At 46.1% G+C, this 21,103-nt stretch carries 22 protein-coding genes and 1 riboswitch; of the genes, 21 read left to right on the top strand and 1 reads right to left on the bottom strand.

The genetic code is table 11. The annotated features are described in order from the left end of the window. Window positions 1-58: 58 nt before the first annotated feature. The 9 genes from ACN6KS_RS25200 to wsfD all read left to right on the top strand — a co-directional run bounded on the left by ACN6KS_RS25200 (window position 59) and on the right by wsfD (window position 8,405). A complete protein-coding gene (locus ACN6KS_RS25200) occupies window positions 59-346 on the top strand; it encodes a hypothetical protein (protein ID WP_042191504.1) in 288 nt (95 codons plus the stop codon). A gap of 24 nt (window positions 347-370) precedes the next feature. Further along, on the top strand, window positions 371-715 hold the full coding sequence (locus ACN6KS_RS25195; RefSeq protein ID WP_042191502.1) for a hypothetical protein: 345 nt from the start codon (window positions 371-373) through the stop codon (window positions 713-715). Continuing rightward, complete coding sequence (locus ACN6KS_RS25190) at window positions 712-1,014, top strand: hypothetical protein (RefSeq protein ID WP_042130853.1); 303 nt, start codon at window positions 712-714, stop codon at window positions 1,012-1,014. The genes ACN6KS_RS25195 and ACN6KS_RS25190 overlap by 4 nt, the downstream gene beginning before the upstream one ends. A gap of 4 nt (window positions 1,015-1,018) precedes the next feature. Then, a complete protein-coding gene (locus ACN6KS_RS25185) occupies window positions 1,019-1,435 on the top strand; it encodes a hypothetical protein (protein ID WP_440960747.1) in 417 nt (138 codons plus the stop codon). A 206-nt stretch (window positions 1,436-1,641) separates the two neighbouring features. After that, window positions 1,642-2,160, top strand: coding sequence for a GNAT family N-acetyltransferase (locus tag ACN6KS_RS25180; protein WP_440960746.1), 519 nt, complete (start codon window positions 1,642-1,644; stop codon window positions 2,158-2,160). Window positions 2,161-2,743: 583 nt separating this feature from the next. Then, window positions 2,744-3,262 carry a hypothetical protein gene (locus ACN6KS_RS25175; RefSeq protein ID WP_094876888.1) on the top strand — a complete coding sequence of 173 codons (519 nt, stop codon included), beginning with the start codon at window positions 2,744-2,746 and terminating at the stop codon, window positions 3,260-3,262. Window positions 3,263-3,385: 123 nt separating this feature from the next. Then, window positions 3,386-3,484: riboswitch (purine riboswitch) on the top strand. A 67-nt stretch (window positions 3,485-3,551) separates the two neighbouring features. Further along, window positions 3,552-4,889 carry a 5'-deoxyadenosine deaminase gene (locus ACN6KS_RS25170; protein ID WP_440960745.1) on the top strand — a complete coding sequence of 446 codons (1,338 nt, stop codon included), beginning with the start codon at window positions 3,552-3,554 and terminating at the stop codon, window positions 4,887-4,889. A gap of 199 nt (window positions 4,890-5,088) precedes the next feature. Then, a complete protein-coding gene (locus tag ACN6KS_RS25165) occupies window positions 5,089-6,981 on the top strand; it encodes an LTA synthase family protein (protein WP_440960744.1) in 1,893 nt (630 codons plus the stop codon). An 8-nt stretch (window positions 6,982-6,989) separates the two neighbouring features. Further along, window positions 6,990-8,405 carry a glycan biosynthesis hexose transferase WsfD gene (gene wsfD / locus ACN6KS_RS25160; RefSeq protein WP_440960743.1) on the top strand — a complete coding sequence of 472 codons (1,416 nt, stop codon included), beginning with the start codon at window positions 6,990-6,992 and terminating at the stop codon, window positions 8,403-8,405. Window positions 8,406-8,456: 51 nt separating this feature from the next. Here wsfD and ACN6KS_RS25155 read toward each other — a convergent pair whose 3' ends face one another. Then, the gene (locus ACN6KS_RS25155; RefSeq protein ID WP_094871710.1) at window positions 8,457-9,212 is read right to left on the bottom strand and encodes an AAA family ATPase; all 756 of its coding nucleotides are present in this window, start codon (window positions 9,210-9,212) and stop codon (window positions 8,457-8,459) included. A 514-nt stretch (window positions 9,213-9,726) separates the two neighbouring features. Here ACN6KS_RS25155 and ACN6KS_RS25150 point away from each other — a divergent pair. From ACN6KS_RS25150 to ACN6KS_RS25095, 12 genes are all read left to right on the top strand, one after another. Further along, entirely contained in the window at window positions 9,727-10,743 is a 1,017-nt protein-coding gene (locus ACN6KS_RS25150) for a CgeB family protein (RefSeq protein WP_094874807.1), read from the top strand. A 51-nt stretch (window positions 10,744-10,794) separates the two neighbouring features. Further along, window positions 10,795-11,910, top strand: a complete 1,116-nt coding sequence (locus tag ACN6KS_RS25145) for a CgeB family protein (RefSeq protein WP_094874808.1) — start codon at window positions 10,795-10,797, stop codon at window positions 11,908-11,910. 242 nt (window positions 11,911-12,152) lie between these two features. Next, complete coding sequence (locus ACN6KS_RS25140) at window positions 12,153-13,616, top strand: glycosyltransferase family 4 protein (RefSeq protein ID WP_341135659.1); 1,464 nt, start codon at window positions 12,153-12,155, stop codon at window positions 13,614-13,616. 20 nt (window positions 13,617-13,636) lie between these two features. Next, on the top strand, window positions 13,637-13,981 hold the full coding sequence (locus ACN6KS_RS25135) for a hypothetical protein (RefSeq protein WP_440960742.1): 345 nt from the start codon (window positions 13,637-13,639) through the stop codon (window positions 13,979-13,981). Window positions 13,982-14,082: 101 nt separating this feature from the next. Next, window positions 14,083-15,177, top strand: coding sequence for a non-hydrolyzing UDP-N-acetylglucosamine 2-epimerase (gene wecB / locus ACN6KS_RS25130; protein ID WP_094872670.1), 1,095 nt, complete (start codon window positions 14,083-14,085; stop codon window positions 15,175-15,177). Then, window positions 15,167-16,153 carry a polysaccharide biosynthesis protein gene (locus ACN6KS_RS25125; protein WP_076285977.1) on the top strand — a complete coding sequence of 329 codons (987 nt, stop codon included), beginning with the start codon at window positions 15,167-15,169 and terminating at the stop codon, window positions 16,151-16,153. The genes wecB and ACN6KS_RS25125 overlap by 11 nt, the downstream gene beginning before the upstream one ends. Continuing rightward, on the top strand, window positions 16,150-16,989 hold the full coding sequence (locus tag ACN6KS_RS25120; RefSeq protein ID WP_440960741.1) for a dTDP-4-dehydrorhamnose reductase family protein: 840 nt from the start codon (window positions 16,150-16,152) through the stop codon (window positions 16,987-16,989). The genes ACN6KS_RS25125 and ACN6KS_RS25120 overlap by 4 nt, the downstream gene beginning before the upstream one ends. After that, the gene (locus ACN6KS_RS25115) at window positions 16,986-17,969 is read left to right on the top strand and encodes an NAD-dependent epimerase/dehydratase family protein (protein ID WP_440960740.1); all 984 of its coding nucleotides are present in this window, start codon (window positions 16,986-16,988) and stop codon (window positions 17,967-17,969) included. Before ACN6KS_RS25120 ends, ACN6KS_RS25115 begins: the two co-directional genes overlap by 4 nt. Beyond that, the gene (locus ACN6KS_RS25110) at window positions 17,966-18,682 is read left to right on the top strand and encodes a glycosyltransferase (protein ID WP_440960739.1); all 717 of its coding nucleotides are present in this window, start codon (window positions 17,966-17,968) and stop codon (window positions 18,680-18,682) included. The genes ACN6KS_RS25115 and ACN6KS_RS25110 overlap by 4 nt, the downstream gene beginning before the upstream one ends. 7 nt (window positions 18,683-18,689) lie before the next feature. Then, window positions 18,690-19,265 carry a class I SAM-dependent methyltransferase gene (locus tag ACN6KS_RS25105; protein ID WP_440960738.1) on the top strand — a complete coding sequence of 192 codons (576 nt, stop codon included), beginning with the start codon at window positions 18,690-18,692 and terminating at the stop codon, window positions 19,263-19,265. A gap of 31 nt (window positions 19,266-19,296) precedes the next feature. Next, window positions 19,297-20,019: a glycosyltransferase gene (locus ACN6KS_RS25100; RefSeq protein WP_440960737.1), complete on the top strand. Its 723-nt coding sequence runs from the start codon at window positions 19,297-19,299 to the stop codon at window positions 20,017-20,019. Continuing rightward, complete coding sequence (locus tag ACN6KS_RS25095) at window positions 20,016-21,056, top strand: glycosyltransferase family 4 protein (protein ID WP_440960736.1); 1,041 nt, start codon at window positions 20,016-20,018, stop codon at window positions 21,054-21,056. The genes ACN6KS_RS25100 and ACN6KS_RS25095 overlap by 4 nt, the downstream gene beginning before the upstream one ends. Window positions 21,057-21,103: the final 47 nt, after the last annotated feature.

Here is a 21,103-nt window from a genome sequence, read left to right as displayed (position 1 = left end):
CGTCCCGGCTTCTGCCGCATATGCTGTAGCAGGGCGTTTGAGCAAAGGAGACATGAAGGTGCAGAATAAAATAACCAAAGTCCTGCAGCACATGGCCCATACACACGAACAGATGGCGCGGATACTAGATGCTGAGCGCCACGTGGCTGTCCGTATGTCGCAAATTGTCCACGATCTGCCAGATGCAGATCCCGGTTTTGACGGTATCAGCGGGATGATCGAAAGCTCAACTCAAGTAAACAAGAATATTATTGCTTACTTGAACGCACTTGCAGATCTGGAAGAAGCGATGGCTGAAGGGGTAGGCAGAGTAATTAAGGAATTGAACGGCCAAGAAGAAGAGTAACGCTATAGGAGCAGGAGGCGGATGATGAGCAGAGAAAAGGCTTATCTGCAAATGCTGGAGTCGACCGCCACTATCCAGTGGAACATTGCAATGATTCTGGAAGCTAAGGCGGTTGAAGCTGAAAAGGTAAAACAGTGGGCACAACATCATATCCACGCTAGAGCTTTCGAATCTCATGAAGAGCAGCTAAAGGAATCTCTCTCCATTCACGAAGTTATCGTGGAGATGGTCGAAGGGCTGACTAAATTGGAGAATGGACTCTACAGCAATTTAAAAGCAGTGCTGGGCAGTGGGGAAGATGATGGTGGCGGGGAAGGTTTTGGAGACATGTCAGGTGATGGGTTCAGTTTTGGAGAAGACAGCAAATGAGCGGGGACCGTCTCTCTGAACATGCCGTCAAGCTGGAGATGATCCGCTCCATTTCGCGCAGTCAGGCTGCTTTGGCGGCCATCTTGGAGAGCATCGCCGAATTGACGGGGCAATCTGAGCTGACGGCCCGCAAATTGAGCGACAATATCAGAATCTTAAGTGGGTATCAGAGCGCGATGTGCCGGATGATGTCCGGGATTTCACTGCATCAACCGAAACGGGGAATTCCTGCTGCGCCATGGCTGAGCAAGGCATACGCCGTAGGAACCTCCAGAGATCATGGAGCACAGGAGGAATAGAGGCATGAAGAAAAAGAGCCTTAGAACATTACGTTCAGGCAGAACCCGCAGACGCACACTACTGCTCTCGCGGAAAACGAAAGTGCGTAGAGGTCTAGCCCGCAAACCCCGCAGAGGACTTTCTCGGAAAATCGTTCGTTATGGAAAGACGAAGAAGGGTCTTTTGGTACGAAAGAAAAGAAGACTTCGCCGCAAGCTTGTTCGAAAGGTGAGGGTTATACAAGCACCAGTTCATGTAGTGCCGGTTATCGAGGCTCCACCTGCTCCACAGGTCATTCCGCTCCCCACGGATCTTGGCGTTTCGCCGGAAACGCCGCCGGCAGACGCCTTTCAGCAGGGCTACACCGAAGCATACAACGTGGGGTTCGATGCCGGTTTCGCCAAGGGCTTCGAGGACGGGCATAAGCTGGAGTTTAACTGAGCAGCGGCAGGTAAGTTAAGAGGAAGGGACCCGGAGATCTAATCTATGACGCGTTATTCTGATCTTTCGTGTCCCTCAGCTTAGAGGGATTGCATCCTCTCTGGAATCATCCTACTATCGGAATTTGTCTCCGAATATGATAGACTTCTAAAACGAGAATCTATTCAGAGGTTTTCAGATGTCGATAAGAAAGAGGGGATAGCAGGATGCAAGTAGGAAATGGAATTAGAAAAGCTAGACAGGATGAGATCGAAGAGATCATGGAATTGATCTCAAAATGTGTACAAGTTATGCAGGCCGCTGGAAGCGACCAGTGGGATGAAAGCTATCCGAATAAAGAGATTATCGAACTGGATATCGCACAGGGTACCTTATATGTATGTGAAGAAGATCAAGCTATCGCGGGTATTCTTGTACTGGATGAGAATGCTTCTGAGGAATATAAGAAGATCGAGTGGAAGCAAAATCAAGGGCCACATCTGATTATGCATCGTTTAGCAGTTCATCCACATATTCAGGGAAAAGGGATTGCGACTAGGCTAATTGCTTTCGCAGAGGATTACGCAGCGCGTAATGGTTACACAAGTATTCGGCTGGATACTTATGCGAAGAATACTAGAGCACTGGAAATCTATCCTCGCCTTGGTTATGACCATAGAGGTGAAGTGGATTTTCCGAACCGGACGGCGAACTTTCCAGTATTCGAGAAGGTGCTGAGGGTTTGAGATGGTGAATTGATATAAAAGTGGTGTAAGGATACGAGATCACTCTACTGATCTGCCACTGAAGTGTTAGCAGGAATGCAATCTAATGGATAACTAGGAAAATCAAATTATCTATGAACTGTTATTAATTTCGTGCTGAATATGTAAGAGATCATTACTTTCCAGAATAAAGATTGCGTGAGTGACATGTAAGAGGCCTCTGAAATAGAGGTTTTTTTGTGTTTTAATTTGAAAAATAAGCAATATATGATATTTCTAACTGGATTAATATGTAATTAATTGTAAGGTTGTATTTGATCGAATATACGAGTATTTTGATATGCAAGGTGAAATGTTAGACGATGTTGCATTCCCGCAAATCCTTGACGGAAAAAGTACGTTAGTTAAATTATTATTGGGTTTTTACAGACTTGAGAGATCATATTAGTTGTAATGAAATAAATATATTAGAAATAGACGTCGAAGCACTTCGTGGGAAAATTAGCTATGTCTCCCAAGATATAAATTTATTTAATATGAGATTATATCGCCATAGTTTGTTAAACAGCTGGAACCCTTGGATTTTAAAAGGAGTGATTTGTAATTGAACCGTTCGGTTAAGTTAATGGTTATTGCATGTGCGATTTTATGGTTGGGCGGTTGTGGAGGTTTTGCGAGTAAACAAGAGAATGTGTTTAATAATGAGAACAGATTATTGGAGGTTGGGGACAGTTTTACATTTTCAAATAAAAAGGGGGAAATCAACGAGGAACACGCTATTATTCAATACAGTGGATTTTCTGGGGTGTATACGGTCTGGCGAATGAATTCCCAAGAAGATATTTCATTGAAAATAAAAATACAGGGTAATAACAAACGCGGAAAATTTAAGTTAATTCAGACTACAGCAGATCAGCAATTAACCACTATTTGGAGTGGGGAAAAGGATGAAGAAGTTATTCTAAATATTCCTAAAGGTAGTAGTGCTATTAAATGGGTTGGACAAAAGGCAGCCGGAGAGTTAAATATACAATTGGATACCGAAGATGGACTGGAGGTTGAACCTCAAGCTGATTTGTTTAATGGGGAGCTATTTGAGGGTGGACTCTTTGGAGAAGAATAATTGTGTTATGAAAAGTGACGTATTAAGGTGAAGTATGATCATTTCACAAAAATAAATTTGTATTTATGTTATATATATTGACATTAGAGTTGTCTTTCAATTACTATTGGATTATTCAACGTACAAATGAATAGTCCTTTTTTTCGTATATCCTTAATAATTGGTTTAAGGGTCTCTACCGGAAACCGTAAATTTCTGGCTACGAAAATATGCTACGGCATATTTTTGTGGCTTTTTTGTGTTACACCGTGAAACGGCAAACGAATGAACAATGAGGGGGATAAGGACAATGGGGAACATTCTGATCAAAAATGCTGAGATCATTACAATGAACAGACAGGAGGAAATTATTGTCGGGGATGTTCGAATTAAGGATGATATCATCGTAGAAATCGGCATTGGTCTGATCCCGCAGGGAGACGAAAAGGTCATCGATGCCACGAACCGTACGTTAATTCCCGGTTTTGTTCAGACGCATATTCATTTATGCCAGACGTTATTCCGTGGGAAGGGAGATGATCTGGAGCTTATGGACTGGCTGCGTAAACGGATTTGGCCGTTAGAGGCAGCGCATGATGAGGAATCCCTTTATTATTCGGCGATGCTCGGTATAGGAGAACTGATTTCCAGCGGAACCACTACGATTGTTGATATGGAGACTGTTCACCATACGGACTATGCTTTTCAGGCCATTGCTAAAAGTGGAATACGTGCTTTGTCCGGTAAGGTAATGATGGATCAAAAAGGAGGAGATGTGCCTGAAGCACTGCAGGAGGACACCGCTTCTTCTTTACAGGAAAGTGTGGATTTGCTTGAAAAATGGAATGGCTATGGCCATGGACGGATTCAATATGCATTCTCTCCGCGTTTTGTAATATCCTGCACCGAACCCTTGTTAACCGAGGTACGAGATCTCTCCGCAAGGTATGATGTGAAGGTGCACACCCATGCTTCTGAGAATTTAGGGGAGATTGAGATTGTGCAGGCGATGACTGGGATGCGTAACATCGTCTACCTGGATCACCTAGGATTAGCTAATGAGCGCTTAATACTGGCGCACTGTGTATGGCTGGATGCCGAGGAGCGGCGCATATTGCGGGATCGTGGAGTTCATGTAAGTCATTGCCCTGGCTCAAATCTGAAACTAGCCTCCGGAATTGCTGATACACCGGGGATGCTCCATGAGCAGGTGTCACTAAGTCTGGGTGCTGACGGTGCACCGTGCAATAACAATCTGGATATGTTTAATGAAATGCGGCTCGCGGCAATTATTCAGAAGCCTCAACATGGACCTACGACAATGGATGCCCGCAGTGTATTTCGTATGGCAACTATAGGTGGCGCAAAAGCGGTAGGGATGGAGGATAAGATCGGCAGTATCGAGGTAGGTAAAAAAGCAGACCTAGTGCTTCTGAATCTCTTCAATTTCCATACCTTCCCCTCCTACGACGTAGATCCCATCTCTAGAATTGTATATTCTGCTACCCGGGCTGATGTGGAAACTACGATTATCGACGGGGAGCTCGTGATGGAAAGAGGTCTGCTGAAGACTGTAGATAAGGAAGTTGTGTTAAATGAAGCGAACCGTTCTATTAAAAGATTGCTTAAGTCTACTTCAATCGTCTGAAGATTGATCAACTCATAGTTAACAGGGATATTCCAATGCCGAAAGGGCAGCGGGGCATCTCTTTTTTTTGAGTGGAAGATAATTCTACCATTTTGATAAAAAAAGTAAGTATTGTTATACTAGAACAACCTGATATTTTACAAATTACTAGAATAGATTTGATATTTCGAACAAATGAACATGTAAGAGGGGATTATAAGTGAAAAAGCAAGGGCCGGATCGTGCCCATTTTTTTATCGTTGTTATATTGTTATGGTTAAAGCTGTTGCTTCTGAGAGTGTTGTTCTTTGATAGAATTGCTTGGGAATGGATTGCAGCGGATGTAGCGCCAGTCCTTTTGATTATGGGGATTTTAACGGTGATTACGCCTTCTAGGGTGAGAACAACCGTCTATTGGATATTTAACGGCTTTTTATCGCTGTTGCTGTTCGCAGCCGCTGTATATTTTAATCACTTTGGTTCTGTTCCAACCTATCTGGCCTTATCTGAAATCAATCAGGTATTTCAAGTGAAGGCAAGCGTAGAATCTACCATAAAGAGTATTGATTACTTATTCTTCGCGGATTTTGTCCTCTTCGCTATCTATGGTTTGATTCGCAGATGGAAACAAGGAAAGACCTACCCGCGTGAACGCTTTAGTTCCCGGAAGACAGGATTCGTGCATGTGGTGGTGATTCTGGTATCCATTATTGGAGGTTTTTCTTTATCGGCATATTCTGTCCGCTCTGCACGGGGGATTACAAATGAGCTTGTGCAGGCAGAAACTGCCGGATTTCTAAATTATGAAGTCGTTGCAGCGATTAAGATTAATGAAGATAACAATCTCATTGGAACGGGTGATATTAAGGATACGATTGCGAAGGTTGACGCGCTGCAATCTTCCTATCCATATAGTGACAAGCCAGCGGGTACGACTCCTGATTATTTTGGCTCACAAAAGGGTAAAAATGTAATTGTGCTGCAATTGGAAGCTTTTCAGAATTTCCCGCTGCATCAATCCCTGGATGGTCAGGAACTGACGCCAGTCATGAATAAGCTAGCGGATGAGGGCTTTTATTTCCCGCATGTCTATCAGCAGATTGGACCAGGGAATACGTCTGACGCTGAATTCATGAGCAATACGTCTATTTATCCGATGGGTACTTTGGCCATGTCTACCGGATTCGGGGACAGAGAACTGCCAAGCTTACCGCGACTGCTAAGGGATAAAGGGTATGAGGCGTACACCTTTCATGTGAATAAAGTAGGCTTTTGGAATCGGAATGAGTTATACCCGGCGCTTGGGTTTAACGGCTATTATGACAAGGATTATTTTACGAATGATCATTTTAATGCGTTTGGTGCTTCCGATGAACAGCTGTATATTACGGGTGTCGAGAAATTGGCAGAGCTGAAGAAGAAAGGAACCCCTTTCTACGCACAGATGGTGACCGCATCCAGTCATCATCCGTTCAAAGTTCCAGATTCTTTTAAGAAAATCACTGTACCTGATGACATGAAAGACACGATGTTAGGTGACTATTTGACGGCTATTAACTATACTGATTATGCCATAGGTACTTTAATAGAAGGTTTGAAGGAAAATGGAATGTGGGATAACACGGTTCTGGTCATGTATGGCGACCACTTTGGCCTACAGCCTCAGGATGTTCCACCAGAGCAAGTGGAAAGTGCACTTGGTATTCCATACGATTCCCGGATCAGCCGCTTTAATATTCCACTCATTGTGCGTGTACCGGGAATGGAGCAAGGGAAGGTAGTAGAGCGTACGGGAGGACAACTGGATATCCTTCCTACGATAGCTAATTTAATGGGCGTTTCACTACAACAAGAAGGTTATACAGCCTTTGGTCATGACCTGCTCAACATTGATCGTAATGTGTTAGGGATGAGGTATTATTTGCCTTCCGGTTCCTTCTTTAATGATGACATTCTCTATGTCCCTGGAAAAGGATTTGCAGATGGTGAAGCTGTGTCGCTGGATACGCTCAAGCCGGTAACGGACTTCTCGAAATATCAGAGCGATTATGAGTATGTATTAAAGCTAATGAATTTGTCCGACGAATATGTGAAGCTGTTACCACAGAGATAGGGGGAATCATGAAAAAGTTCTGGAAACCGGAGTATCTCGTAAGCCTTGCCGGCTGCGGTGTCATTATTTATCTGCTATTCGTAGGACCTTTTATTGGGGTTGCTGATAATGGAGATTTCCTGCGTATGATGAATACCATCGGTCTGAACTACTATGATACTGCAGCATCGTATACCGACCAGTTTTTTAATTTTAGCCATTCTCGTTTTGCGTATGAGAATTTGTTTAGGGGCTTCTATCCTTCTTCACAGATTTTGATTGTGCTTGTACCGAGGTTGATCGGCGGGCTCATCCATGGCAGCTTTTTTGATGTTAGATTGCTTGGTGCAGTCTACGGTCTTCTTTTACTGGTGGCGACCTGGCTGCTGGTGAAGTACAATGCTCGCGGCTCTTATGTTACTGGCCTGCTGCTAGGTGCAGCTATATTATTTGTATTTTTTGATATTGGGTATTTGACATACTTTAACTCCTTATTCGGAGAACCGGTGTCGATGGTGTTTATGCTGTTGACCTTTGCGCTGGGGTTAAGATTAACAAGCCAAGAAAAGCCTACGACTAAGGGGTTAACCTTATTTTTTATTGCGATTCTCTTTTTGGTCACCTCCAAAATTCAGAATGCGCCGATTGGAATTGCCTTTGCACTGATCTTCCTGCGGTTTATGACACTTGATAGTGAGCGAAAATGGAGAAAGCTCGCCTTACGCTTTTCGATTGCCATATTTCTGGTATCCATCGTTATGTACGTGACGGCGCCGAAAGAGCTGAAGCATATTAACCTGTATCAGACCGTGTTTTTTGGGATATTAAATGAATCACCGGATGTGAAGGGAGATTTGCAGGATCTCGGATTGCCGGAGCGGTTGGAGGTTCTTGCGGGCACGAATTATTTTCAGACCGATACAGTCATCAAACAGGATGATCCTTCGCTGGTAACGGATTTCTACGACCGGGTATCCCATAAGGATGTATTGTTCTTCTACTTAAAACATCCAGGACGGTTAATAGATAATATGGAATATGCTGCGAGTAACAGTATGGCGATTCGTCCTTATTACCTAGGGAACTATGAGAAGAGTGAAAATAAGGCAGCAGGTGCATTATCGTACGCTTATAGCGGGTGGAGCGAATTCAAGAACAAGCATATTCCGCATACGCTCGGATTTCTCACTATATTCTATCTGGTGTATTTTGCCGGGGCGTTGTTCCAATATTTCCGTAGCCGGGATGTTCGGGGAAGAGTTGCTGGTGAACTGCTGATGTTATTGGGACTGATAGGGATTTTCTCTTTCTTGGTTCCGATTCTTGGGGACGGAAGGGCGGACATCGGTAAGCATTTATTCTTGTTTAATGTGTGCTTCGATATGATGGTTGTAGTCATGTTCGGATGGATTGTACACAAGGTAGTGGGAATGGTAAGACGTTAATAGAAGGAACAACTCAAACAGCAAGTTTCCGATTATGGAGACTTGCTGTTTTTATTCATCCTCCAATAGCTCGCGTAACATGCCCTGCCGGTCATTCATAAATGCTTTGGTCACGGTGTAGTGCTCTGTTTCTTCTAAGGCGACGGACCGAATGCCCTCACCTTCTAGGAGAAAAATCTCAGCTCCCGGATAGGACATCAGAATGGGAGAATGGGTCGCGATAATAAACTGTGAATCCTGCCCGACTAGCTCATGCATACGCACCAGCAGAGACATTTGCCGCAGAGGAGACAGAGCCGCTTCAGGTTCATCGAGGATATAAAGACCACGCCCTCCAAAACGATGAACGAACGCTGCGAAAAAAGACTCTCCGTGAGACTGCTCATGCAGAGACTTGCCTCCATAGGAGTTCTTGATTGGTGGACCAAAACTAGGCTGTTCATCTAATTCATCAATGTAGGAAGCCACATTATAATAGCTCTCCGCGCGTAGAAAAAAACCATCCTTTGGACGTCTAACCCCTCTAGCAATTCTAAAATACTCATAGAGACTCGAATGCGAGGAACGAGTGTTAAAAGAGAAGTTAAGTGTTCCGCCTTCAGGGTTAAAGCCCCACGCAGCAGCAATTCCCTCTAGCAAGGTAGATTTCCCTGTGCCATTCTCCCCGACAAGAAAGGTTACTGGCTTTTGAAAAATAAGCCGATCCAGTGTTCTTACGGCCGGCAGATGAAATGGATAGGTTTGGAATGATGGAACCTGATCACGAAGCAGTTCTGCATGGCGCAAGTACAACGTGGTGTTATTCATAGTCTCCCCCTTGTGAATGCCATAGATAATCATTTCCGCTCAGATCTGACGAGATGTAAGTCTCAAGTTAGACCTTTGTAGTGCGTGTTCAAAAAGTACGGTCTTCAGCACCGAGAAGATTGAAAGAAGATAGAAACTGAGGAGTGGAGCGTAGTGGAAGCTACGTGAGCACCGGAAGTTTCGCCTGAATTCAATCTTCGATGTCGAGTAATCTTCTTGGGATACTTTGTGATCAAAAGCGGACTTTTTAAACAGCCTCTTATAGTATACCAGCATCCTGTGAGTGGATGAAATCATCTAAGGTTCGGGCAAGCCGGGCAAAAGACAGGGGACATCTGCCAATTTAGTTCTAGTAAAGACAGATGTCCATGAGGCGGGTGCTGACTCCGCATATAGTTATACTGTCTTGAGAATACGACGGGGCAGGGTGAAGGCCGTGAAAGCGAGAAAGAGAAAAAAACACAAGCATCCGCGAGAATATCGCGACGGTTATCACGAAGGATATCGTCTTGGCATGTGTGAGGCTGTGCAGCGTCTGAATACTCCAGGGGTCGAAGCCTGCCGACCATTTAAGTTAATGTATGTTCCTCAGGGATTTCAGGCGATCGACACTGGCGTAACGGAGGCGCTGCAGCAGCTTGTAAGTGAGCTTGTAATAAGTACTCCTGAAACGATGCTGGAAACCGCGGCACGGGAAATGCCTGGGGCAGTGCTAGTGATGAATGGGCTTCATGTATTCCCGGAAAATCATTTAGAACAGATTTCGGAGATAAGAAAGCTAGGCATCAAAGCCGCCATTTGGTTTGTGGATGATCCTTATTTTACAGAGGACACTTCAGTCATTTGCAGGCATTATGATCACGTATTTACACATGAGCTGGGTTGTGTAGAGTTCTATCAATCCCTTGGGGTGTCATCGGTTCATTATTTGCCACTATGTGTCAATCCAAAGATGTTCTACCCACGGCGTACCGGCCCGCAATACCAGTATGACATTGTATTTATTGGTAATGCATTTCGTAATCGGACAGAGCTGTTCGACGAACTGGCACCTTATCTTAAGGGGAAGAAAGTGCTTATCGCTGGGGGATTCTGGGAACGCCTCGCAACCTATGATCAACTTACACCTTTTATCAGCAATGGCTTTATCCCGCCTGAGGAGACAGCGAATTACTACAGTGGTGCAAAAATAGTCATTAATATTCACCGCCCGTGGGAAGAGGGTCAGGATAACCGGAATAGCTACCGCCTTCCTTCTCGTTCTATTAATCCGCGCACCTATGAGATCAGCGCCTGCGGTACTATGCAGCTTACGGATGTTCGTGAGGATTTGGGCAATTATTATCGGCCTGGTTATGATCTGGATACTTTTGGCTCCGCTAAGGAACTGCAGCAGAAGATTGAGTACTATCTGAAGCATGAAAAAGAGCGGCGAATCTATGCTTTACGGGGATTACAGACTACCATGCGAAACCATACATTCACTGCTCGTTTGCCTCATTTGCTGAATGTGATTGCTTCACGTGTATGAAATCTATAAAGGGATAAAGGAGCGAGGATTATGAACAATAATGAATTTATTATGCCTACACCCCCATTACCTCTGACACCTCCGGAGGAAGAAAAGCTGCGTGGTCGTCTGAGTGGTTTCAAGGGTGGTTATGATGAAGGCTATTTACGGGGGCGCCTTGCGATCCTGAATGGTCGGCCAGAAGAAGTATTTCCTGTACGGAATATTCATGTCATGTATGTCGCTTCTGGCAAAGGCTACCCTTACTCTCCTTTAGATGATGCGGTTCTTTGCGCATTACAAAAATTAACAGCTCAAGTCACAATTACGGATGTGCGTCAAAATCTAGTAGAGCTGGCTGCAGCGCAAAGACCGGATCTGGTATTGGTGCTAGACGGTATGGATTTACCTCTTGAACAAATTGATGCTATTCGTGCAAGTGGCATCCGGACCGCTATTTGGCTTACAGATGATCCTTATTATACTGACTTTACGATCAAGATTGTGGCACACTACGATTTTGTATTCACCCTTGAACGTAATTGTATTGATTTCTATCGGGGACTTGGTTGCCCAGAGGTCCATTATCTCCCCTTTGCTGCTCACCTGGAGCATTACCGTCCTACTACAACACGTTCGCCAGTGAATCGGGAAGTTAGCTTTATTGGCTCCGCCTATTGGAACCGGGTAAACTTCTTCCGTGAGATTCTTCCTGATTTGATGAACTATAACACGGTGATTAACGGAATCTGGTGGGATCGTCTGCCTGAGGCTCCGCTCTACGGTGACCGTATTGAAATTGGTAAATGGATGTCCCCGCAAGAGACGTCAGTAGCTTACAGCGGCTCTAAAATCGTCATTAACCTCCACCGCTCACACATTGATGAAGTAGTTAATAACAATACGCTTTCGATTCCTGCTGTTTCTCCTAATCCGCGTACTTTTGAAATTGCAGCAACGGGCACGTTGCAATTAGTAGATGCCAGAGATGATATGGGATCTTTCTACAAGCCTGGTGAAGAAATTGAGACCTTTGCGAGCCCTCAGGAAATGATGGATAAGATCCGTTATTACTTAACCCATGAGGAGGAACGCCGGGCAATCGCGCTGCGGGCTTTTGAACGGACGCTCAAGGATCACACTTACGCAAAACGTATTCACCAGATGCTAACAGTAATCTACGGCTAGACTTAGGCCTAAACTGGATATAGAAATGTGCGCTTAGCAGGGGACAGGTGTCGTGCCGGCATCTGTTTTTCCTCGATATACTGTAGAACCGGACCTCAGCGTATGCCTGTAACCTGATGAAAAGAAGCTGATGCTTTCGAAGTGAGTTTTACTGCGAAGTAAGAAACGTGAGCAACGCTTCGTAAAACTTTTAGGGAGGTGAATGGCTGCTCCAGGCCCTCGTTAGGGAGCGCCGAAACGCCATGGCTGATAAAGCTACAATCGTCCTCTTTTCACATGTATCTAATACACGCAGTATTACCGGAGCGGAGAAGCTGTTGTTGTTCTTCGCTCAGGAGCTTTCTCCGTACTTTAATTGTATTCTCGTTGCACCACAGGACGGCAAGCTGACTGCTCAGGCTAGAAGCTTCGGGATAAGTGTACAGTTGCTCTCGATTCCACTTTTATATGGAATGTACACTCCTTATGCAGGGCTCGAGGCAGATGCTCGTAAATTCCAGGAAAGCAGGGAGTATCACGAGTTAACAGACTGGCTGACCTCTCTGCGCCCGGCGTTTATTATTACAAGTACCTGTGTCCATGCTTTGCCAGCAATGGCTGCCAAGTCACTGGGCATTCCGGTGGTATGGAAAATATCAGAGACGATAACAGACAATGAATATACACCCATTAGTGTAGGGCTGATTCATCGGAATAGTGATGAGATTCTGGCTATTTCACAGACGGCAGCAGCTTGCTTTCCAGAGGAAGTGAGAGCGGAGAAAGTAATTCAGCTTCCCCCTTCTTGGAATGACAAAGAGATGATGATTGAGGCTTGGAGCAAGCTTCGGGGCGAACGACGGCGAGAGCTAAAGATTAAACCGCAGGAGCAGCTGGTCGGTTATATTTCTTCCTTTATTAATAAGGAAAAAGGATTGGAACATTTTGTGAAAATGGCTGTGCTTGTGTACGCGGTCCATCCTAGTGCGAAATTTGTTGTCATAGGTTCAGCTGGTGACAAAAGCTACTATGATCGCTGTGTCCGTAAGGTAAAACTTGAGGGTCTGTATACCCGATTTAAATTTGTTGGTTATGCCGAATGCCTTCCATCTGCTTATTGCGCTATGGATGTGCTGGTTGTTCCCAGCTTGATCCGCGAAGGCTTCGGAATGACCGCTTTGGAAGGAATGGCGTTTGGAAAGCCCGTGGTTGCTTACGATTCCGGAGGCTTGCGGGAAATCCTGCACGCAGCAGGCTGCGGCGATAATCTCGTGCCCGCGTCGGACATTTCCGCGCTGGCCGAAAGAGTCAACGTCATGCTGGCGCAGCCGGGACTGGCGATAACCATAGGTGCCCAAGCGCGGGAGCGCGTCGACGCCGTTTATGGTCCGGCGGCTTATCGGAGCCGCCTGCAGGGTCTTGCGGAGATGTGGAGCCTCCGCTACTGCAGCGCACCACCGGTGCGCGAGGCCGACAGCGTGGTGGAACCACCCGCTGTCCTGCCTGAATTGCCCGCTGCGTCGCCGGCTTTGCCGCGAAGCAAGGCCCTGCCGAGCCGCGTCGCCCGCAAGCGACGCGGCAAAGCCCGGGCGCGCCGCCGAAGCGGGCGCCCGTTGGTTTTGCGCCGCGTTGCTCGCAAGCGGCGTAAGGGTTCTGCCCGGCGGCGGAGCACCGCCGGGGGCAAGCGCCGCCGGGCCCGCCGGGGTGGGCGGCGGCGCGCAGCGTAAATGCCTCGATTGCCGCGGAGGTGGCTGGCGGAGCGAAAAGCGGGGCATTTATACCCTCGAATGCCCGAATTCGGCCAGATGAGCGAAAGAAAGGCAAAAATGCCCTCGAATGCCGCGAATTCGGCCAGATGGGCGAAAAGAGAAGCAAAAATGCCCTCGAATGCCGCGAATTCGGCCAGATGAGCGAAAAGGAAGGCAAAAATGCCCTCGAATGCCGCGAATTCGGCCAGATGAGCGAAAAGGAAGGCAAAAATGCCCTCGAATGCCGCGAATCCAGCCAGATGAGCGAAAAGGAAGGCAAAAAATGCCCTCGAATGCCCGAATCCAGCCAGATGAGCGAAAAGGAAGGCAAAAATGCCCCATAATGCTGCGAATCCAGCCCGTTAATTGCCCCCTCCCTTTAACCGCTCAGTCCACCCGACTGAGTCAAGTCAGACCATCATCAAACAGGCAGGGGAGTGAACTCATGAAGATCATGACGATTTTAGGCACGAGGCCTGAAATCATCCGCCTCAGTGTTATCATTCCGCTTCTCGACGAACATGCTGAGCGGCATATCCTGGTGCATACCGGCCAGAACTTCACCGCCAGTCTCAGCGGCATTTTCTTTGCAGAGCTGGGACTGCGGGCACCGGATTATGTGCTGCAGGATAAGCAAGCAGGACTCGGCGGCCAGCTTGCCGCCATGTTCGGAGGGCTAGAGAGCATTTTACAGAAAGAACAGCCAGACCGTGTCTTGCTTCTGGGGGATACGAATAGCGCGTTATGCGCGATTTTGGCGGAACGAATGGGTATTCCGGTGGTGCATATGGAGGCAGGCAACCGCTGCTATGACCTAAAAGTGCCCGAAGAGAAAAACCGCCGTGTCATAGATGCCGTTTCGACCATTAATATGCCATATACACAGCAGAGCAAAAGACATCTAATCAGCGAAGGCTTCCCAAGCAGACGTATTGTGTTAACAGGAAATCCGATTCATGAGGTCATGACTCATTTTGGAGCAAAAATCCAGGCCAGCAGCATTCTGGAGCAGCTGAATCTTACCTCAGGGCAGTATTTCCTAGTCACAGCACATCGTGCAGAGAATGTAGATGATCCAGAGTCCCTTGTACAAATTATGTCAGGTCTTAACGCAGTGGCTGAGCATTTTGGAATTCGTTTAATATGCAGCATTCATCCTCGCACCCGCTCCAAATTAACTGAGCAATTTTCTCTTCCAATGAACCCTCTCGTTGAATTTCATGAGCCCTTCGGATTTTTTGATTTTGTTTATTTGGAACAGCACGCCTTGTGTGCCATCACCGACAGTGGGACCGTACAGGAGGAATGCTGCTTGATGAAAGTACCAACCGTTACGATTCGCAGAACAACGGAGCGTCCAGAAACGGTGGATTGCGGAAGTAATGTGGTATCAGGTGTAGACCAGAAAAGTATTCTACGTAGCGTCAAGCTGATGACGGCACTTCGTCGGGATTGGGAAGCTCCGGAAGGGTACTTGACTCCGGATGTTTCGGTAAAGGTAGTTAAATTTTTGCTTGGAGGGAACCTGCATGTTCAATAATAAACGGATTGTGGTCACAGGCGGCACCGGTTCCTGGGGGCATGAGCTGATTAGGCAACTTCTGCCGCAAAATCCTAAGGAAATCATCGTATTCTCCCGCAGTGAGTCCGCTCAGGTGGCGATGAGCCGGGAGTTCGAGGATCAACGTCTCAGCTTTATCATTGGTGATATCCGTGACAAGGATGCGCTGGTCGCCGCCTGCCGCGGCGTTGATTATATCTTCCATTTGGCGGCGCTCAAACATGTTCCGGTCTGTGAAGATCAGCCCTATGAAGCGCTCAAAACCAATGTTGTAGGCACTCAGAATGTGATCGAAGCAGCCATTGTGAATGGCGTTGAGAAAGCCATCTACATTTCTACGGATAAGGCTGCAAACCCGTCGAACTTCTATGGAATGACCAAAGCGATTGGGGAAAAATTGTTCGTCTATGCCAATCTAATTGGCTCAAACACCCGTTTTGTAACCGTACGTGGAGGGAATGTGCTCGGAACGAACGGCAGCGTAGTACATTTGTTCATGAAGCAGATCAAGGACAAGGGACAGGTACGTATTACCGATATGAAAATGACCCGCTTCTTTTTTACCCTGCGCGATGCGATTACGTTGTTATTTAAAGCTTCTGAGGTTAGCTTAGGTGGAGAAATCTTTGTCATGACGATGCCTACCTGCCGGATTATCGACCTGGCTGAGGTATTAATCGAGGCCTCAGGAGAGCCGAATGTAAGTATTATTGAGACCGGAATTCGTCCGGGGGAGAAAATACACGAGATTCTAATGAGCGATTTCGAAAGCTTAACAACCGTTGTCTACGATGAACAGTATCTAGTGATCCTCCCTACACTGAACATGCCAGAGTTAAAGGCACATTATAGCGCTTATCCTCATGTCTCTTTTAATAGCTTCAGCTCCGAGACGAATCTAATGGATCAGGAAGAGATCAAAAGCATCTTGATTCGAGGAGGGTTCCTGCAATGAAGCTGCTTATCCTTGGTGGAAACGGTATGGCGGGGCATATGCTGGCGGATTATTTCCGCCGCCAGGGCAAGCATCACGTCTTCCATACAACCCGGGATAAGAGCGATCTTGGCGGGCTGTATGTAGATGCGAACGATATAGCCGGAGTAGAGAAGCTGGTCGATATCGTCTCCCCTCATTGCATCATTAATGCGATGGGGGTACTCAATCAATTCGCAGAACGTGACAAAATTGGCGCTTACCACGTGAATGGCTTTCTTCCTCATCACTTGTGGCGGATGGCGGAAGTTGTGCATGCAAGACTTATTCATATCAGTACCGACTGCGTGTTTGAAGGAACACGCGGGGGGTACACAGAAGAGGATGTTCCTGATGGAACTTCTGCTTATGCGATTTCGAAAAGTCTTGGTGAGGTGCGGCAACCTGGACATCTTACGATCCGCACTTCGATTATTGGTCCGGAAATCCGCCCGGACGGCATTGGTTTGATGGATTGGTTTCTGGCACAGCGTGGTCAAGTGTCAGGATACCGCAGGGTGATGTGGAACGGAGTCACTACACTCCAATTAGCTAAGACAATGGATAAGCTGCTGGACTCCACGGTATCGGGGCTGATCCATTTAGCGCATCCGAAGCCGGTGAGTAAGTATGAGCTGCTTCAGCATATTCAGGCTGCTTTTCATAAAGAGGATGTGGAAATCATCCCTGAGGATGAACATGTTCAAGATCGAACATTAGTGAATACAAGAACGGATGTTAATTTGCCGTTGCCTTCGTACCCATTGATGCTGCAAGAGCTGGCTGACTGGATGAAACAGTCAGAGATGTCCCCATGAAAGGTCAAAAACTACTGATTACGGGGGCTGCCGGATTCACCGGTCGACATGCCGTTCATTTGTTCTTGGCAGGAGGTGCTGAGGTTACCGCTGTGGTGCGTCCGCCATCGACAGCGGGTGCCCTGGCTTCCGCCTTGTTTCCAGAAGGAGTGAAGGTTTATTACTGTGATTTAAGCAATCGGAAGGCCGTAGCTGAGATGATCAAGGAAACTACGCCGGAGGCTGTTCTTCATTTGGCAGGAAACAACTCGGTGCCCGAGTCTTGGCGTAACCCTTTGCTCTTTATGGAGACGAATGTGATGGCTACGTTGTATTTGCTCGAAGCCATGCGAAGTCTACCTGCCAGTCGAATTCTTGTAGCAGGCTCACGGCTTAAATTCAAACCGGGTGTGGTGGCAGGACCCCCACACCCATATAGCCTTAGCAAAACAATAGAAGAGCTGGTGTCTCTGGCTTGGGGGACGCTGTTTAAACAGCCTGTTCTGCTGGCTGAGCCCTGTAACCTAATCGGTCCCGGTCCTTCTACTGGTTTCTGCTCTTTATTGGCACAGCATATTGTTCGTAGTGAAGTACATGCAGGCGAAGGAATACCTCCCTTTAAACTTTCATCTCGTTATGCATTACGTGATTTTTTGGATGTACGCGATGCTGTAAGAGCTTATGATTTTATATTGCGCGAAGGTACTAATGGAACCATATATCAAATTGACTCAGGGACACAGCGGCAACTTGGGGATATTGCGGAGCAGCTGATAAGCCGCTCCAGTGCTTCAATTCCGATGGACTGGGGACCAGCACAAGCTGCTCTCTCTATTCCGGTTAACGGAGTGACGGGGGATAAACTAATAACTTCAGATCCCTCTTTGACACCTGAAGAAAATGTATCTTCACTGGGCTGGAAGCCGGGAATTGAGTTTAGTCAGTCCTTAACAGATATTTTGGAATATTGCCGCGTGAACTGGGAAGGACGGATGTTATGAGACCGAAAGTATCGGTAGTGATTCCTTTTTATAACTGCCCTTATATAGAACATGCCTTGCAAAGTGTGCTTTCACAGTCTTGGGAGCCTTACGAGATCATCGTCGTCGATGACGGCTCGACCGTTCATGCAGATCTGATTAGACCGTATTTTCCGCGAATTCATTATTTGGGAAAAAGTAACGGAGGGACTGCCTCCGCACTGAATCACGGCATTTTGCATGCAACCGGAGACTATGTGGCCTGGCTCAGTTCAGATGACTTATTCTATCGAGATAAAATCAATAATCAGGTGCTGTTCATGGAGCAGAACAACCTGTTCATCTCCTATACCAACTTTCATTATATTAACGCTCAATCTCAATTAACTCAGATGAACGCCGCAATTCTGTTTCCGAATCAGTTAGATTATTTACGTTGCTTTCTGCAAGGTAACCCTATTAATGGCTGTACGGTGATGTTCAAAAGAGAGGTCTTTGGAGCAATTGGGCTATTTGATGAATCACTACCCTATACACATGACTATGATTTATGGTACCGCGCGATTCTGAACGGGTATGCACCTGTGATGCTGAATCAGTCACTCACTGCTTACCGTAATCATGAAGGGATGGGGACGCTTAAGTATTATGATGTCATTATGGCAGAAGCAGCTGCAACCAACGCTCGCTACAAGGGTCCGCTCCAACACTTGATCTCTTCTATGGGGGGGTAAGAAGGTTATGTACCGGGAAATTGAAGTGAATGACTTTCTACCAATCTTATTGGAGCAGTTGAAATTCTGTGAGAGTATACTGGATATCGGCAGCGGCACCGGTACCCTGCTTGAACGGTATGATGCCGCAGTTGTCCTGGGACTAGAAATTCACAGACCTTACCTGCTGCATCGTGAATATAAATCACCTCACATCATTCCAGTGCATGGGGATGCTAGTCATATGGATAAATTATTTCTTCCTAAGACGTTCTCGGCAGTCACTTTTATCGATTCCATAGAACATTTTGAAAGGAAGGAAGGACAGAGATTACTCGGGATGGCCGAGAGAATCGCCTATAATCGGGTAGTCGTGTTTACGCCTCGGGGTTTTTTTCCGCAGGAGGGAACGGACCATTATCATTTGCAAGGAGAACATTATCAAAAACATCGGAGCGGATGGGAGCCGCAGGACTTTATAGAGCTGGGGTATGCTGTAACTGTACTTAAAGGCTTTCATCATGCTCAAAATCCATCGTTTCGTGAGGCGTATGGTGAAAGCCATGCTCCGGTAGATGCCTTATTAGCTTGCAAAACAGTATAAAGAGCGAGCTTCAGGTGAAGGAGGTGAGCGCATGAGTGAAGAACCTAAAGTGTCGGTGGTCATTCCTTTTTATAACTGTCCATATGTGGATCTCGCCATCCAAAGCGTCTTGGAACAAAGTTATTCGAACATAGAGATCATTGTAATCGATGATGGATCTACGCTTTGGATGGAGAAGCTTGAGCCCTTCAGGGATAAGATTATTTATATACGAAAAAGCAATGGAGGAACCGCCTCCGCACTAAACAAAGGGATAGGAGTGGCTACCGGAACTTATTTTGCCTGGCTAAGTGCTGACGATTTATTTCATCCGAATAAAATCAATCACCAGATGCAAATGCTCAAGAGCACAGACACTTTGTTTAATTATACAGCCTATTATTATGTAAACGAGCAGGGTGAGCGGATTTCAGAGACGATAAGTATGATTTTTGACAGCAGGGCACAGTTTATTGAGACCATGATGTTAGGCTGTCCGGTGAATGGAAGTACGGTTCTTCTCCATACGGATATCTTCCGCACAGTAGGGAAATTTAATGAGAAATTGTTGTATACACAAGATTATGATCTATGGCTGCGTATTTTGCCGTATTATACATGGTCTTATATAGAGGAGCCGCTGCTTGATTACCGAGTTCATAATGAAATGGGCTCAGTGATTCACAAAGAGGAGCAGAAAAAGGAGATTGAGCAGGTACAAGTAAGACATCGCCGGGTTCTATCACGCTTGTTGCAAAAGGAGAGAGGGAAATGAAATTAATATTTCCTGTTCTAACTCTAACTAGAGGCGGGGCGCAGCGTATGCTCACGGAGCTGGCTAATCGTCTGACAGAAATGGGTCATGAAGTGACGATCCTCTTACCCAGCGATGGTGTCGTAGAATACGAGATGAAATGTAAACTGATCTATGCAAAAGAAGGAGAACTGGCAACAAGCGATTTTCCTGCAGGAGATGTGATTATCTCCAACTTCTATACCACAGTAGAGGTATCACAGCAGGCAAGTGAAGAGGGGAAAGGTATTCATGTTCGATTGGCGCTTTGTTATGAGCCTACCTTTTTACCTGACAATAGCCGTTCTTTTTCATCGTATAATATTGCACCTAACCTACTCGTTCTATCACACTGGCAACAAGGAATTGTCCAGATGAACCATGGGATTAAAGGGAGAATCGTTCCGATCGGGGTAGGTCCTGTTTTTAAAAATACGAAAATCCGTGATCGTAATAAAAGGCTGGTAATTTCCGCGATTATGCGAAAACCAGAGGGCGGATTCTCAGCTCACCGTGAGCAGGATTATTTACTTCAGCAATTAAACAAGGTAAAAGCCTACCATCCAGAGGTCGAAATATATTTAATTTCTCCTCCCGGAGAACAAGCGGAATCTACAACACTACAAGCCCTAGTGAACGACGAACGTTACCAAATAAGAACTCCAGCGAATGATACAGAACTCTGTTTCCACTATAGTGAGAGCGATATTTTTGTAAGTTCGAGCACGTATGATACAGGTTCGTTACCAGGGATCGAGGCCATGCGTTGTGGTGCAGCACTCGTTACGGTTTACGCCGGCGGGAATAAGGAATATTGTACACATGGTCATAACTGCTTAATGTCCTACCGATTTGAGAATCGGCTTGCAGATGACATTATAACCTTAATCAGAGACCCGTCTTTACGTCAACGATTGGCTCGTAAGGGGGAAGAGGTTTCACAGGAGTTCACTTGGGAAAAAAGTACACGAATATTTCAAAATATGTTATTTGAGATTGTATCAAGAAATCCATCTTAGTATGTCCCAAAATTATAAAGAACCTTCAAATCCACATAAAGTGGTTT

It is taken from the genome of Paenibacillus nitricinens, assembly GCF_052056485.1.
GTDB classification, from domain to species: domain Bacteria; phylum Bacillota; class Bacilli; order Paenibacillales; family Paenibacillaceae; genus Paenibacillus_AQ; species Paenibacillus_AQ nitricinens.
Note: the sequence above shows the minus strand (reverse complement) of the source record. Positions and strands in the feature narration are given on the sequence as shown.

What these genes read in the sequence shown, in the direction of transcription:
- ACN6KS_RS25195 (WP_042191502.1), top strand. Translation starts at nt 371, where the DNA reads ATGAGCAGAGAAAAGGCTTATCTGCAAATGCTGGAGTCGACCGCCACT.
- ACN6KS_RS25190 (WP_042130853.1), top strand. Translation starts at nt 712, where the DNA reads ATGAGCGGGGACCGTCTCTCTGAACATGCCGTCAAGCTGGAGATGATC.
- ACN6KS_RS25185 (WP_440960747.1), top strand. Translation starts at nt 1,019, where the DNA reads ATGAAGAAAAAGAGCCTTAGAACATTACGTTCAGGCAGAACCCGCAGA.
- ACN6KS_RS25180 (WP_440960746.1), top strand. Translation starts at nt 1,642, where the DNA reads ATGCAAGTAGGAAATGGAATTAGAAAAGCTAGACAGGATGAGATCGAA.
- ACN6KS_RS25170 (WP_440960745.1), top strand. Translation starts at nt 3,552, where the DNA reads ATGGGGAACATTCTGATCAAAAATGCTGAGATCATTACAATGAACAGA.
- wsfD (WP_440960743.1), top strand. Translation starts at nt 6,990, where the DNA reads ATGAAAAAGTTCTGGAAACCGGAGTATCTCGTAAGCCTTGCCGGCTGC.
- ACN6KS_RS25155 (WP_094871710.1), bottom strand. Translation starts at nt 9,212, where the DNA reads ATGAATAACACCACGTTGTACTTGCGCCATGCAGAACTGCTTCGTGAT.
- ACN6KS_RS25150 (WP_094874807.1), top strand. Translation starts at nt 9,727, where the DNA reads ATGTGTGAGGCTGTGCAGCGTCTGAATACTCCAGGGGTCGAAGCCTGC.
- ACN6KS_RS25145 (WP_094874808.1), top strand. Translation starts at nt 10,795, where the DNA reads ATGCCTACACCCCCATTACCTCTGACACCTCCGGAGGAAGAAAAGCTG.
- ACN6KS_RS25140 (WP_341135659.1), top strand. Translation starts at nt 12,153, where the DNA reads ATGGCTGATAAAGCTACAATCGTCCTCTTTTCACATGTATCTAATACA.
- wecB (WP_094872670.1), top strand. Translation starts at nt 14,083, where the DNA reads ATGAAGATCATGACGATTTTAGGCACGAGGCCTGAAATCATCCGCCTC.
- ACN6KS_RS25125 (WP_076285977.1), top strand. Translation starts at nt 15,167, where the DNA reads ATGTTCAATAATAAACGGATTGTGGTCACAGGCGGCACCGGTTCCTGG.
- ACN6KS_RS25120 (WP_440960741.1), top strand. Translation starts at nt 16,150, where the DNA reads ATGAAGCTGCTTATCCTTGGTGGAAACGGTATGGCGGGGCATATGCTG.
- ACN6KS_RS25115 (WP_440960740.1), top strand. Translation starts at nt 16,986, where the DNA reads ATGAAAGGTCAAAAACTACTGATTACGGGGGCTGCCGGATTCACCGGT.
- ACN6KS_RS25110 (WP_440960739.1), top strand. Translation starts at nt 17,966, where the DNA reads ATGAGACCGAAAGTATCGGTAGTGATTCCTTTTTATAACTGCCCTTAT.
- ACN6KS_RS25105 (WP_440960738.1), top strand. Translation starts at nt 18,690, where the DNA reads ATGTACCGGGAAATTGAAGTGAATGACTTTCTACCAATCTTATTGGAG.
- ACN6KS_RS25100 (WP_440960737.1), top strand. Translation starts at nt 19,297, where the DNA reads ATGAGTGAAGAACCTAAAGTGTCGGTGGTCATTCCTTTTTATAACTGT.
- ACN6KS_RS25095 (WP_440960736.1), top strand. Translation starts at nt 20,016, where the DNA reads ATGAAATTAATATTTCCTGTTCTAACTCTAACTAGAGGCGGGGCGCAG.